The 12,568-nt window shown below is 75.0% G+C and carries 12 protein-coding genes; 6 read left to right on the top strand and 6 right to left on the bottom strand.

The genetic code is table 11. From position 1 onward, the window contains the following. Positions 1 to 230 precede the first annotated feature (230 nt). Positions 231 to 605: a hypothetical protein gene (locus ACIRST_RS21965; protein WP_402803714.1), complete on the top strand. Its 375-nt coding sequence runs from the start codon at positions 231 to 233 to the stop codon at positions 603 to 605. Positions 606 to 723: 118 nt separating this feature from the next. Here the strand turns inward: ACIRST_RS21965 and ACIRST_RS21970 are convergent, their stop codons facing one another. Continuing rightward, positions 724 to 1,548 (bottom strand): SDR family oxidoreductase, encoded by an 825-nt coding sequence (locus ACIRST_RS21970; protein ID WP_350519592.1) that lies wholly within the window; start codon positions 1,546 to 1,548, stop codon positions 724 to 726. Between the two features lie 113 nt (positions 1,549 to 1,661). Here ACIRST_RS21970 and ACIRST_RS21975 point away from each other — a divergent pair, with 113 nt between their 5' ends. Beyond that, positions 1,662 to 2,081, top strand: coding sequence for a MarR family transcriptional regulator (locus ACIRST_RS21975; protein ID WP_350519591.1), 420 nt, complete (start codon positions 1,662 to 1,664; stop codon positions 2,079 to 2,081). Between the two features lie 80 nt (positions 2,082 to 2,161). Here ACIRST_RS21975 and ACIRST_RS21980 read toward each other — a convergent pair whose 3' ends face one another. Beyond that, a complete protein-coding gene (locus tag ACIRST_RS21980) occupies positions 2,162 to 3,373 on the bottom strand; it encodes a DUF4157 domain-containing protein (protein WP_402803716.1) in 1,212 nt (403 codons plus the stop codon). Positions 3,374 to 3,527: 154 nt separating this feature from the next. Here ACIRST_RS21980 and ACIRST_RS21985 point away from each other — a divergent pair, with 154 nt between their 5' ends. Both ACIRST_RS21985 and ACIRST_RS21990 read left to right on the top strand, forming a co-directional pair. Continuing rightward, on the top strand, positions 3,528 to 4,181 hold the full coding sequence (locus tag ACIRST_RS21985; protein WP_402803718.1) for a GPP34 family phosphoprotein: 654 nt from the start codon (positions 3,528 to 3,530) through the stop codon (positions 4,179 to 4,181). A gap of 139 nt (positions 4,182 to 4,320) precedes the next feature. After that, positions 4,321 to 4,533, top strand: a complete 213-nt coding sequence (locus tag ACIRST_RS21990; protein WP_350519589.1) for a cold-shock protein — start codon at positions 4,321 to 4,323, stop codon at positions 4,531 to 4,533. A 34-nt stretch (positions 4,534 to 4,567) separates the two neighbouring features. Here the strand turns inward: ACIRST_RS21990 and ACIRST_RS21995 are convergent, their stop codons facing one another. Then, positions 4,568 to 7,081, bottom strand: coding sequence for an FtsX-like permease family protein (locus tag ACIRST_RS21995; protein ID WP_402803720.1), 2,514 nt, complete (start codon positions 7,079 to 7,081; stop codon positions 4,568 to 4,570). Then, complete coding sequence (locus ACIRST_RS22000) at positions 7,075 to 7,887, bottom strand: ABC transporter ATP-binding protein (protein WP_402803722.1); 813 nt, start codon at positions 7,885 to 7,887, stop codon at positions 7,075 to 7,077. Before ACIRST_RS22000 ends, ACIRST_RS21995 begins: the two co-directional genes overlap by 7 nt. Positions 7,888 to 8,483: 596 nt before the next feature. Between ACIRST_RS22000 and ACIRST_RS22005 the strand changes: the two genes are divergently transcribed. Then, positions 8,484 to 8,753, top strand: coding sequence for a hypothetical protein (locus tag ACIRST_RS22005; RefSeq protein WP_402803724.1), 270 nt, complete (start codon positions 8,484 to 8,486; stop codon positions 8,751 to 8,753). A 251-nt stretch (positions 8,754 to 9,004) separates the two neighbouring features. Here ACIRST_RS22005 and ACIRST_RS22010 read toward each other — a convergent pair whose 3' ends face one another. Together ACIRST_RS22010 and ACIRST_RS22015 are read right to left on the bottom strand one after the other, a co-directional pair. Then, positions 9,005 to 9,754 carry a VC0807 family protein gene (locus tag ACIRST_RS22010; RefSeq protein ID WP_402803726.1) on the bottom strand — a complete coding sequence of 250 codons (750 nt, stop codon included), beginning with the start codon at positions 9,752 to 9,754 and terminating at the stop codon, positions 9,005 to 9,007. A gap of 74 nt (positions 9,755 to 9,828) precedes the next feature. Beyond that, complete coding sequence (locus ACIRST_RS22015; protein ID WP_350519585.1) at positions 9,829 to 10,428, bottom strand: TetR family transcriptional regulator; 600 nt, start codon at positions 10,426 to 10,428, stop codon at positions 9,829 to 9,831. A gap of 485 nt (positions 10,429 to 10,913) precedes the next feature. Between ACIRST_RS22015 and ACIRST_RS22020 the strand changes: the two genes are divergently transcribed. Next, complete coding sequence (locus ACIRST_RS22020) at positions 10,914 to 12,467, top strand: RICIN domain-containing protein (RefSeq protein WP_402803728.1); 1,554 nt, start codon at positions 10,914 to 10,916, stop codon at positions 12,465 to 12,467. Positions 12,468 to 12,568 lie beyond the last annotated feature (101 nt).

Consider the following 12,568-nt stretch of genomic DNA (forward strand, 5'->3'; position numbering starts at 1 on the left):
CGGACGAGGGGACGAGGGGACGAGGGGACGAGGGGACGAGGGGACGAGGGGACGAGGGGACGAGGGGACGAGGGGACGAGGGGACGAGGGGACGAGGGGACGAGGGGGTGGGCGTGCCCGGGGCGGCGGGTGAGGTGGGGCGGGGCGGGAGCGGGGGTAGGGGGGCGCGGATAATGACCGCAGGCCGGGCACCGGTGGGTGCGGTGGTTCGACGAGGAGGCGGAGGACGGATGACCCTGGAGGAGGGCCGGCGCGTCAGGCTGGCCGAGGACGTGGGGATCGGTGAGGCGGTCACCGCGGCGTCCGGCGTCGCCGTCGGGTTCCTCTCGGTGGGGGCCGGGGCCGAGGGCACCGTCGAACGGGTGGACGGGGAACTGCCCGAGAGCGACGGGGTCCGCGAGTACCGGCGGCTCAAGGCGCTGTTCGAGGACTACGGGCACACCATGCCGACGGCGAGCCGTGAACGGCTGGAGGCGCAGCTCGCCGCGCTGGAGCCGCAGTGGGACGCCCACCGGGAGCGGGGCAAGCGGGTGACGGTCCGGGTGCGGCTGGACAACGGCCTCGTCCTCGACGGGGCCCACCAGGACGTCCTCACCCTGCTGTGACACGCCGCCCGCGCGTGCAGCCCCGTACCGGCGCGGTGCGGGGCTGCGTCATGTGCGGGGCCGGGGCGGCGGTCCGCGGCGGCGGTCCGCGGCGCTCAGCCGCGTGCCCGGGGACGGGTCACCCGGCGACCCAGGCGGCGGTCAGGGCCTGGACGGCCGAACCGTCGAGGTCCTTGAGCTTGGCGGCGACGAAGGCGCTCGCGGCGTCGGAGGTGAGCAGCCGGAAGGCGGGGCGCTCGGCCGCGAGCTGGTCCACGATCCTCGCCGCCACGTCCTGCGAGGTCTGGGCGGCGGCGAAGGCGCCGCGGGTGCGCTCCAGGTAGGCGGCGAGGGCCGGGGCGTACGGTCCGGCCTGGTCGAGGGCGTCGTCCGCGAGGCCCACGTTGGCGACGAACTCGCTGGCCACCGCGCCCGGCTCGACCACGCTGACGGACACCCCGGCGGTGGCCGCGACCGGGGCCAGGGACTCCATGAAGCCCTCGACCGCGAACTTCGCCGCGCAGTAGGCCTCGTTGAAGGGCTGGCCGATCACGCCGCCGACGCTGGTCACGGTGAGCACGCGGCCCCCGCTCGCGCGCAGCAGCGGCAGGGCGGCCTTGGTGACGTGCAGGACGCCGAAGAAGTTGACCTCCATGACGGCGCGCACGTCCTCGACGCTCTCCTGCTCCAGGGTGCCGACGTGGCCGGCGCCGGCGTTGTTGACCAGCGCGTCCAGCCGTTCCAGGCCGGCCAGGCAGGCCTGGACGGAGGCGGGGTCGGTCACGTCCAGCGCCCGGACCTCGACGGTGGTGCCGGCGTCCTTCGCGGCTGCCAGCAGTGCGTCGGCCTTGGTGGTGTCGCGCATCGTGGCGATCACGTGCCAGCCGGCGCGGGCGGCGGCGACGGCGGTGGCCAGGCCGATGCCGGAGGACGTGCCGGTGATCAGGACGGTCTTGGTGCTCATCGGGGGAACCTCCGGGGGTTCGGGAACGCATGCTTATGGTTCATAACCAATATGAACCATAACTATGTGGGCCGATATTCCACCCTGTCAAGCACCTGGCTACGCTGGACCCCATGCCCGATCCATCGGATGAGCTCGCCAGGGAGGTCGTCGGCCTCTTCGCGGCCGTCAACCGCCGCTACGCCCAGGAGTCCGAGGCCGCCGCCGCGGTCCACGACCTGACCCCGCTGCAGGCCAAGGCCCTGCTCGCCGCCGAGACACCGCTCCCCACCCGCCGCATCGCCGAGCGCCTGCACGCCGAGCCGTCCAACGTGACCGTGATCATCGACCGGCTCGAATCGCGCGGCCTGGTCGAACGCGGCCCCGACGAGACCGACCGCCGGGTCAAACGCGTCACCGCCACCGCGGCCGGGCGCGCCGTCGCCGCCGACCTGCGCGCCCGGATGCCCTTCGCCGGCGACCCGCTGGCCCGGCTCGCGGCACCGCAGCGCGAGGCCCTGCGCGACCTGCTGCGGCTGATCCTGGAGACCTGACGCCGGAGACCTGACGGTGGTGGACGGCCGGGCAGGCTGCGGCCGGGGGTGGGCGGCCGGGCAGGAGGCGGCCGGGGGGATCAGTCGGAGTCGCTGTCGGAGTCGCTGTCCGACGCGCTCTCGGAGTCGCTGCCCGGGCCCAGCGAGGCCGTGCCCGCGTCGTCGGCGAAGTACTCGTAGTTGTAGGCGCAGTCGACGGCCTCGTCCGGTGAGCTCCGGGCGAAGGCCTCGGCGGCCGCGCGGCCGAAGCCGCTGTCGTCGTGGGTGTCGTGGACGGCGTGCGTCGCCTCGTGCACCAGGGTCAGCGCCCGCTGGCGCTGGCTGCCGGACCAGAACCTGCCGGCCACACTGATCGGGCCGCCCTGGACGGTGTAGGCGTGCACGCCCTCCTCGTTGCCGACCATCATGTTCGGCTGGTGGTCGTCGATCACGATCGTGTCGAGGATGTCGGAGGCGCCTTCGTACACGCGCTCGATGCGGTCGAGAACACCCACGTCGTCGTGCTCCCCGAAGTACCGCACGAAGACCTGCGCGCCGAGCGGGTCGTCCAGCTCCCGCAGCTCGTAGAGCAGGCTGATCGCTTCCTCGATGACGGCCTGCGCTTCCTGCACGGCCTGCTCCACCTGCGTCCGCCGGTCCTCGCCGGCGACCTCGACGGCGGCCCGCTGGAGCGCCCCGGCCCGCACGCCGCCGTGCCCGGACGCCTCCCGCTCCTCCCCCGCCGCCCGCCCCGCCGGCGCGGCCAGGGCCCGGACCGCGTTGGCCTCGGCCTCGCGTTCGAAACGGTCCGCGGGATCGCTGATCCTCAGACCGGATCCGTCGTCGGTGCCGGCCACCGGCCCCGAGCGCTGCTGGATCACATGGGTCAGCTCGTGGGCGAGCGTACGGCGGTCCGCGCCGCCCTCGCCGATCACCACGTGGTTGCCCGAGGTGTAGGCGCGGGCCCCGATCCCGGCGGCGGACGCCTTCGCGGCGGGGCCGGTGTGCACCCGGACGTCGGAGAAGTCCGCGCCCAGCCGGCCCTCCATGTCGGCCCGCGTCCGCTCGTCCAGCGGGCGCCCCGCCCCGCGCAGCACCTCGTGCACGGCGGAGCGCTGCACGGCGGCCGCCGGGAGTCCGTCGCCGGCCAGCATCCTGGCCACCGCCGCGTTGCCGACGCTGCGCTGCAGGCCGTGCAGCACGGCGGCGGACGGCGGACGCCCGGGCACCCGCCCGGCCGCGCCGGCCTCCGGCCCGGCGGCGCGTCGCGGTCCCGCCGAGGATGTCCGCTCCGGCCTGCGGTGTGCGTGCATGGGCGTCTCCGTCCCTACGCGAAGCCAACGCTGCCTTCCTACCGGGGGCGGCCACCGCCGGGACAGGGCCGCGAGGGCAGGCCCGGGGCCGCAGGCCCTGCCCCGGCCGGCGGACGGGCCCCGGCGGCCGGGGGCGCGCCGTATCGTCGGTGCCATGAGCCGAGGACTGCATCTGGACGCCTACCTGCTGGCCTTCGACACCCGGGCCCAGTCCCTGCAGGACCGCGCCCGCGCCGGCTTCCTGGTGCGCACCGCCGCCCTGGCCGAGCTCGCCCACCGCGGCGCCGCCGCCGAGGACGCGGCGGGCCGGGTGCGGATCCTCTCCTCCGCCGCCACCGGGGACCCCGTCCTGGACGCGCTGCTCGCCGAGCTGGCCGAGCGGCCGCGCAGCTGGAAGTCGTGGATCCGGCGCGGACGCGAGGACACCCTGGAGGCCGTCGAGGAGCGGCTCGCGGTGCTCGGCGCGGTGACCGTCGCCGACCGCGACCCCTACGGCCCGGTCGTGCCGCACCGGCCGGTGACGGTGGAGGACCCGCGCGAGGCCCTGGACCTCCAGGCGCGGGTGGCCGCCCTGGTCCGCGGCGACGCCCCCATCGCCCGGGTGCCGTTCACCGACGCCGCCCTCGCCGCGCTGGCCGCCCACGGACACCTGCGGCTGGTGCTCTCCCGGCACGACCGCCACGCCCACGCCGACCGGATCGCCGCGCTCACCGACCGGCTCGCGGATCCGGCCCCGGGCCTGGCCCGGGCGGTGGCCGGACTGAACCTGACCATGATCGCCGCGCAGGGCGGCATGGGCGGCGGCTGACCGGCCGGACCGGCGGGGCTCGGGCCGCGCCCCGCCGGCGGGTGATCGGCACCGGACGCGCGTGACGTTTGGCACCCGTTCCCTCACGGAACGTGAAAGGATCGTGGTCGGCAATGGTTCACATCGGCTAGGGGAAGACATGGCGGAGCGTCAGAACGGCACGGTCAAGTGGTTCAACGACGAGAAGGGGTACGGGTTCATCACCCCTGAGTCCGGGCCCGACCTGTTCGTTCACTTCCGTGCGGTCGAGGGAAGCGGCTTCAAGTCCCTGGTGGAAGGACAGAAGGTCAGCTTCGAGGCCGTGCAGGGCCAGAAGGGGATGCAGGCCGACAAGGTGCGCATCGAGCAGTAGCCGCCGGCTCCGGGCGGGCGGTCGCGGCCGGGTCCTACTCACGGGCGCCCACGGCCTCGACCGGCCGCCGCCGGGTCGCCCGCACGGTCGCCACCACCGCGGTGCCCACCGCGACGAGGGCGCACAGGGCGACGGCCCCCGCGATCCGCTCCCACGGGACGACCGTCGCCGCGCCGTCCACCAGCCGGGCCAGCGAGGCGTGCTGGGTCACCGCGGCCAGGACGGTCGCCACGGCGGCCAGGACGGTGCCGACGACCACCGCGACGGCCGTCTCGGCCGCGGCCACCTTGACGACCTGTCCGCGCACCGCGCCGGCCAGCCCGAGCAGGGCGAACTCCCGCCGCCGCCCGGCCACCGCCATGACCAGCGTGTTGGCGACCGCGATCAGCGCGTAGGCCAGCGCCGTCCCCAGGATGACCACCGCGGCGTTGTCCGCCTGCTCGGCGGCGTGCGCGCGCTGGGCCTCCAGGTAGGCGCCGTAGGGCACCAGGTGCGCGCCGGAGCCGGCCAGCACCCGGTTCACCTCGGCGGTCTGCCGCTCGTCCAGCGGCCGGCCCGGGCCCGCCGCGGAGTCCAGGTAGACCCGGCTCGGCGGCACCGCGCCGGTCAGCGCCGAGGACAGGTAGGCGTCGTCGCCGCGCAGGCCGCGGGCGACGACCGCCGCGACGACCACCGGCACCCGCGCGCCGGTCGGCAGCAGCGCGACCACCCGGTCCCCGACCGCCAGGCCGTCGGACTCGGCCGCGTGCTCGTCGACGACCAGGAAGTCCCCGGGCGGCGCGGCGAGCGAGCCGGAGCGCACCGGCGGGGTGACGGTGGTGCCCAGCGCGGACGCCGGCACCGCGACCGTGCTCAGCGAGTCGATCTGCTCGCCCCCGGCGGTGCCGATCCGGACGTTCATCGCGGTGACCGGGGTGACCCGGACCCCGGACACGGCCGCAAGCCCCTCCAGCGTCCGGGCGTCGATCCCCGGGCCCGCGGGCACCACCACGCCCGCCGCGTGGACCTCCTGGCGCTGACGGGCGAGCGCCGCGGCGTCCCCGGAGCCCTGCGTCGTCAGCAGCGTGGCGACCAGGCCGACGGCCACCACGACCGGCGCCACCGTGGCGGCCGTACGCCGCCGGGAGGTCAGCACGTTCGCCCGCACCAGCATCGGGCCGGCCTTGGCCGAGCGGCGCAGCGGGCCGGTCAGCAGGGCGGTGACCGGCCGCAGCAGGACCGGGGCCAGCAGGGCCACCGCGCCGACGTACAGCACCGGCACGGCCTGGTACTTGCGGGCGCTGGCCGCCAGGTAGGGCTGCGTGGCGGCGATGACGGCCCCGGTGGCGACCGCGCCGGCCAGCAGGGCGGCCCCCAGCAGGCGGCGTACGGGCGTCATCGTGCGGCGCTCCACCGCGTCCTCGCGCAGGACCTCGATCGGGCGGATCAGCGAGACCCGCACCAGGGTGGCCGCCGAGCCGGCCAGCGCCGCGGCCACCCCGACGACGAAGGAGACCAGCAGCGGCAGCGGGTTGAGCGGGACGGTGAACCAGGACGGGGCCACGTGGTGGCCGAGCATCCAGGAGCGCAGCGGCACGGTGCACAGCGGGGCCAGGGCGCAGCCGGCGGTGGCGGCGGCCAGGCCGATCAGGAGTGCTTCGCCGAGCACCATGCGCCGCACCTGGCGGGGGGCGGCGCCCACCAGGCGCAGCAGTGCCAGTTCGCGGCGGCGCTGTTCGGTGGCGAAGGCGAAGGTGGCGATGACGACGAACACCGAGACGCAGACGGCGAGTCCGGTCGTGCTGCCGGCCATCGCCTGGGCGTCGGCCAGTGCCTGGGCGCCGCCGGTGGGGTCGGGGTCGAGGCGGGTGCGGCCGTCGCCGTCGAGGAGGACGGCGCGGCCGTGCAGGAGGGTGGCCAGTCGGGCGGGGTCGGCGTCGGTGACCAGGGCGTTGACGCCGGGTGACAGGCGTCGGGCCTCGGTGTCGCTGAAGAAGACCGCGTTCTCGAACCAGCGTGCGTCGGTGACGGCGACGACGCGGTAGCGGGTGGTGCCGTCGGGGGTGGCGGCTTCGGCCCGGCGTCCGATCAGGGAGGGGTCGCCGCCGCCGACGGCGATCTCGTCCGGGGCCTGGGGCGGGTGTCCGGCCGTCAGGTGGTAGCCGGCGAAGGCGGCGGAGGACCAGGGGTGGCCGGTGGTCGTCGCGGGGGCGGCGGGGCCGGCACCGCGGCCGGGGGTGGGGTCGGGGGTGGGGTCGGGGCTTGCGTCGGGGGTGAGGCGGACCGGGAAGCTGCGGTCGGCGGTGGCGTTGCCGGCCGCGGTCACCTGGGCCACGAGCTCGGGCGGCAGGACCGCGGGGGCCTTCATCGGGTTCCCCTCGAAGCCCTGGGGTGCGACCACGGCCGGCGCGTGCGGGAAGCGCTGTGGCCCCGGGTGCGGCGTGCCGAAGGTGGCGGCCAGGGTCAGCGTCATCATGCCGACCATCGTCGTGCCGAGGGCGAGGGCGACGAAGGCGCCCAGGAAGCCGGTCAGGCGTCGGCGCAGGGTGGCGGCGGCGATCCTCAGCACGGGTGCGTCCCGCTGTCGCCGGGCTCCAGTGCGGCCATCCGCAGGGCCACCGTCTCGGCCGTGGGCCCGATCAGTTCGCCGGTCACCGCGCCGTCGGCGAGGAAGAGGACCCGTTGCGCGTACGAGGCGGCCGACGGGTCGTGGGTGACCATGATCACCGTCTGGCCCTGCTGTTCGACGACGTCGCGCAGCAGCGCCAGGACCTCCCGGGCGGTGCGCGAGTCCAGCGCGCCGGTGGGCTCGTCCGCGAAGACGACCTTGGGCCCGGTCACCAGGGCGCGGGCGACGGCGACCCTCTGCTGCTGGCCGCCCGAGAGCTCGGCGGGCCGGTGGCCGCCGCGCTCGGCGAGGCCGACCCGGGCCAGCGCCAGGTCGATGGCGGCCGGGTCGAGCGGGCGCCCGGCCAGGCGCAGCGGCAGCTCGACGTTCTGTCGGGCGGTCAGCGCCGGGACCAGGTTGAAGGACTGGAAGACGAAGCCCATGTGCGCGCGGCGCAGCACGGTCAGGGCGCGTTCGGAGAGTTCGTGCAGCGGTGTGCCGTCGAGCAGGACCCGGCCCGCGTCGACCCGGTCGAGGCCTGCCGCGCACTGCAGCAGCGTCGACTTGCCGGAGCCCGAGGGGCCCATGACGGCGGTGAAGGTGCCGGCCGCGAAGGCGGCGTCCACCCCGTCGAGCGCGCGTACCCGGTTGTCGCCGCGGCCGTAGGTCTTGTGCACGCCGGTCAGGCGGACGATGTCGCCCGGTGTCGTCGCACCGGCGTCGGCCTGGTGCGAAGTCCCTGCCGGTAGAGCCTTGTTCCGGAACACGCGCTCGCCTTCTCCCTGGGGCATCGGGTGGGGCGGCGCCTCGGCCGCCCGCCGCGCCGACGCTAGGGCCGGGGGCGGCGGCCGCGCCTCCGGGCCGTCCCCGATCTTGTCCCTGAGGGGCCCCTGACCCGGGCCCCGGGGTGGGCGGTGGCGGTGCCGGGGGTGAGGGCGGTGCCGGGGGTGAGGGCGGTCGCGGTGGTGGGGGTGGCGGGGGTGGTGGGGGTGGTGGCGGCGGGGGTGGTGGCGGCGGGGGTGGTGGCGGCGGGCAGGGGCCCGGGCAGGGGGCGGGGCGGGGTGGCCGCCGGGGTATCCGGGCAGATCAGGGGTGGTGTCCGGGGCGCCGGCACCGGGGGCGGATTCCCGCCTCCTGCCCGGGTACGTGGAAGGGCCCATGCGCCTGCTCCGCCCGACTGATCCCCGGAAGGTGCCCGTCGGATCCGTATTTCCGCAGGTCGGCGCGGTGTTTCTGACGAGCTGTGAGGTCCGCCCGGGCGGCGGCAGCGCTTGCGGGGGGTCGCGGCGCATGGCTGTCTGAAGTCGTGACGGGCCGATCGGCGCCGTCCCTTTCAATCCTGAACTCCGTGGAGGAGATTCCCATGCGTGCTTTCAAGCGTGTTCTGGCCGTCGGCGCTCTGACCGCCCCGCTCGTCATCGGCTGCGCCGGTCTGGCCTCGGCCACCGAGGGCCTGAGCGCGGACTTCGGCAAGGGCGGGTTCATGGCGAACCAGAACGGCGCCGGCGTGGCCGCTGTCGAATCCGCCGTCTCCCCCGACGGGGTCTCCCACGCGGGCTTCTGGATCCTGGCCGACGACAACGGCGTCTCGGGCTCGTTCGCGGGCTCGGGCGCCACCTGGAGCAACGACTGACGAAGCCCGGCCGCCGCCTGCCCGGACCGGGTCCGGGCGGGCGGCGGACGGGCCCGGGGCGCGGTGGACGCGGACGACGTGAACGGCGTCGCCGCTTGCGCCCGGACCGGCGAAGGCGGCGCGCGGTGCCCGGTGGGACGGGTACCGCGCGCCGCCGGCGCGTGTCCGGGGTGTTCCCGGGGGTCTTCCGAGGTGCTCCGGGGTGTTCCCGGGGGTGCTCCGCGGCTGCTGTCCGAGGGGGTGGTCTGCCGTCAGACCTTGAGGCCGTGGCGGTTGACGTACCAGAAGTGGAAGCCGAACAGCCCGCCCAGCACCACCAGCCACTGCAGCGAGTTCACCAGGGGCACCACGTCCACCGGCAGGGTGCAGGCCAGCGTCACCCGGATCCCGGCGTCCGCGGCGAAGCCGAGGCCCCAGACGGCGGTGAGCGTGCGCAGGTGGCGGCGGAAGACGGCGTCGTGGTCCCAGCGCCCCACCCACTCCTCGGCGCCCGCCTCGCCGAGCTTGGCGGCGACGATCGACCGGGCCGCGGTCAGCATGAACGGACGCCGTGTCGCCAGGGTGCCCAGCACCCAGAGCCCGAGCACGCCGAACACCCAGCTGTCGCGCACCAGCAGCACCCGGGGGCTGCCGCTGACCGTCGCCATCAGCGCGCCGAGCGCGATCATCAGCAGGGTGAAGGCCGGCATCGCCTCGATGCGGCGGCTGCGCACCATGCCGAGCACCAGCCACGGCACCAGCAGCAGGCCGCTGATCAGGAGCGCGGCCCACTGGCTGAGCCCCAGGCCGTGCAGCAGGTAGAACCCGCCGAGGGGCAGCGCCAGTTCGAGGACCAGCGACCGGGCCAGCAGCCGCTTGGCGGCCCGGGCCTTGTGGTCCTTGTCCGGTGCGGACCCGTTCGGTGCGGACCCGTTCGGTGCGGACCCGTTCGGTGCGGACCCGGGCGTGGTGCCCTGCGGATCGGTCTCCTGTCCGGCCGGCTTGCTCACGGTCTCCCCCATCACACTCGCCCCTCCCATGACTGCCTCTCCCCTGTCCTGTGCGCCCCGCCGGCCCGTCGGCCCCGGCGTCCCGCTTACGGTTCGGCCCGGGTGGCCCGGTCGAAGATGTCCGCCAGCTCGCGTCCGGCCGCGGTGACGTCGAAGGCGGGATCGCCCACCCAGCGCATCACCACGGCGTCGACCGCCCCGCGCAGCGCGACGAGCATCAGCCGGGGGTCGAACTCCCGGAACTCGCCCGCCTCCTGGGCCTGGCGGACGGCCTGCTCCTGGCCGTCCATCAGCAGCTGCAGGGAGGCGTTGTAGCCCACCGTGGCCGGGTCGTCCCCGCCGAGGTTGGGCAGCACCTCGATCAGCGCCTTGAGGTGCCGGGGCCAGACCGCGAGCAGCTCGACGTTGGCCTCGACGAACGCCCGCAGCCGGGCGCGCGCACCCTCGGCGGCGCCGACCCTGGGCGCCATGAACGCGCCGGTCACCCTGGTCACTTCGGCGACGACCTCGTGCATCAGGTCATCCTTGCCCGCGAAGTGGTACGAGATCATCCCGGTGCTGCTCAGCCCGGCCTGCTTCGCGATCCGGCTGAACGACGCCTTCGCGTAGCCCTGTTCGGCGACCACCTCGATCGCGGCCTGCACGATCTGTGCCCGGCGCCCCGACTCGGTGAACGTCCGCCCCATCCCCGCACCTCCTTGCTCGTGCAAGCTGGTTCTTGCTTGCCCGAGCAAGACTGTAGAGCAGTTTGCTCGGCCGAGCAAGAAATTGCGCGACCGAGCAAAACACGAGCGCCCGGACGCCGGACGCCCCCTGACGGACACTCACCGCCGACGGGTTCAAACGCCCCCTGCATCCCCGGAAGGGGCGAGCCGGTACGGAGGGCGCGCGAAGGCCGGTTCGCCACCGAAGTGATTCCGGCGGAGCACCGGCCTGCACCCACGCTTCCGAGCGCTCTTACCGCGACGGACACCGGCGGTGATCCTGGCTGCGGGCCCGGTCGTCGGCGAACGGTGCTGCCGCCGCCCGGCGATCGCGGCGCCGTCCCCCGGCGCGAGCGGTGCCGTCCCCGGTGAGGACAGCGCCCCCGGCGAACGGCGCGACGGCCCCGACCTGTCAGGGAACCGCAAGCGGCACCCCCGGGGGCCGCGCTCCCGAAAGGAACCCGTCCTTGGCCATCGGAATCCCGCTGCCCCGCGGCCTCGCCGCCCTGGGAACCGTCCTGCTCGCCGCCACCGCCGCCGTCCCGCTGACGGCCTCCCCCGCCGCCGCGGCCTCCCCCATCTGCCTGAGCGGCAACCTGCAGTACGACTACCAGTCGGCCGAGGACGGCACCGCGAAGCCCACCAGGACCAAGCCGGTCCGCAACGCCAACGTCGCGCTGTGGGGCAACGAGAAGTCCACCGACAACGCCCGCCAGCTCACCGCCGACTACCAGTACACCGCCGTCGGCGACGGAGGCTTCAACCTCTGCTACACGCCCGTCACCACCACCTCCATGAGCAGCATGTGGGTGCGCTTCCGCACCGAGAGCACCAAGCTGTGGAAGGTCAGCGACACCACCGGCACCCCCTACACCCTGGACTCCCCCGTCCGGACGAACGTCTCCGCCGGCACCTCGCTCGGCACGCTCAAGCCGGCCGCCGCCACCGCCCGGGCCTGGCACGCGTTCGACACCGTCAACCTCATCTGGTGGAACCGCAACAACTCCACCAGCGACTGCTGGTCCTCCCACGAGGCGAACAGCAACGCCTGCACGGAGCTGAACGTCCAGTGGACCGACGGTTCCTCGGACGGCCCGTACTACGACCTGGCCAACACCGTCCACCTGGCCTCCGGCGACCCTGACTCCGAGCACACCGTGCTGCACGAGTCCGGCCACTTCCTGATGCACCGCCTGTACGACGGCAGGTTCCCGCTCGTCACCAACTGCAGCCCGCACTACATCGCCCTGGCCGGCTCCGGCAGCTGCGCCTGGACCGAGGGCTTCGCCGACTCCGCCGCCGCCTACCTGCTCGGCGACAACCGCTACGTGTGGCCGGACGGCAGCAGCTACCCGTTCACGTACACCACCGGCTGGAACACCGGCGACCAGGTCCAGGGCAACGTGGACGGCTCGCTGCTCGACCTGTGGAAGAACCTCGACGGGGGCTGGAACGGCACCATCGCGGTGCTCACCACGCACGCCCCGTCCACCTTCGCGGACTACTTCACGACCGGACGGCCCGCCGGCAACCTCGCCACCAACGCCTCCGCGCTCGCCTACCTGGCCGCCCACACCATCGACTACGGGCCCACGATCGTCGGCGACAACCAGTACCACGCCCTCACCGACGGCGGCGGCCTGGCCCTGGAGCACGCCGGCCAGTGCGCCGCCACCACCGGTGTGGTCGCCGACCTCAACACCTACGACTCCACCCACGCCTCGGAGCGGTGGAAGTTCGACACGAACGCGGACGGCACGGTCAGGATCTACGACAGCTGCCCGACCCCGCTCACCCTGACCGCCCCCGGCGCCGCCGGGGCCCAGGTCACCCTGAAGGCCTTCGACTCCACCGACACGCACCAGAAGTGGAAGGTCACCCAGAACAGCAGCGGCACCTACACGATCACCAACCCGGCCACCGGGTACGCCCTCGACAGCGCCTCCGTCAGTGCCGGCGCCGCGGTGACCGTCAACCCGGCCGGCAGCGCCAACAGCCAGGCCTGGGCCACCCTCAGCTGACGGCCGGGCCGCGCGGAGGACCGGCGGTGCCCGACGGGACCCGACGCCGGGGCACCGCCGGGCACTCCCCCCGGGGCCCGCAGGCCCGGTGCCCGGCGGGC

It is taken from the genome of Kitasatospora sp. NPDC101447, from assembly GCF_044767225.1.
Lineage (GTDB): Bacteria > Actinomycetota > Actinomycetes > Streptomycetales > Streptomycetaceae > Kitasatospora.

What these genes read in the sequence shown, in the direction of transcription:
- ACIRST_RS21970 (WP_350519592.1), bottom strand. Translation starts at nt 1,548, where the DNA reads ATGAGCACCAAGACCGTCCTGATCACCGGCACGTCCTCCGGCATCGGC.
- ACIRST_RS21965 (WP_402803714.1), top strand. Translation starts at nt 231, where the DNA reads ATGACCCTGGAGGAGGGCCGGCGCGTCAGGCTGGCCGAGGACGTGGGG.
- ACIRST_RS21985 (WP_402803718.1), top strand. Translation starts at nt 3,528, where the DNA reads ATGAGCCGAGGACTGCATCTGGACGCCTACCTGCTGGCCTTCGACACC.
- ACIRST_RS22015 (WP_350519585.1), bottom strand. Translation starts at nt 10,428, where the DNA reads ATGGGGCGGACGTTCACCGAGTCGGGGCGCCGGGCACAGATCGTGCAG.
- ACIRST_RS22010 (WP_402803726.1), bottom strand. Translation starts at nt 9,754, where the DNA reads ATGGGGGAGACCGTGAGCAAGCCGGCCGGACAGGAGACCGATCCGCAG.
- ACIRST_RS21975 (WP_350519591.1), top strand. Translation starts at nt 1,662, where the DNA reads ATGCCCGATCCATCGGATGAGCTCGCCAGGGAGGTCGTCGGCCTCTTC.
- ACIRST_RS21980 (WP_402803716.1), bottom strand. Translation starts at nt 3,373, where the DNA reads ATGCACGCACACCGCAGGCCGGAGCGGACATCCTCGGCGGGACCGCGA.
- ACIRST_RS22005 (WP_402803724.1), top strand. Translation starts at nt 8,484, where the DNA reads ATGCGTGCTTTCAAGCGTGTTCTGGCCGTCGGCGCTCTGACCGCCCCG.
- ACIRST_RS21990 (WP_350519589.1), top strand. Translation starts at nt 4,321, where the DNA reads ATGGCGGAGCGTCAGAACGGCACGGTCAAGTGGTTCAACGACGAGAAG.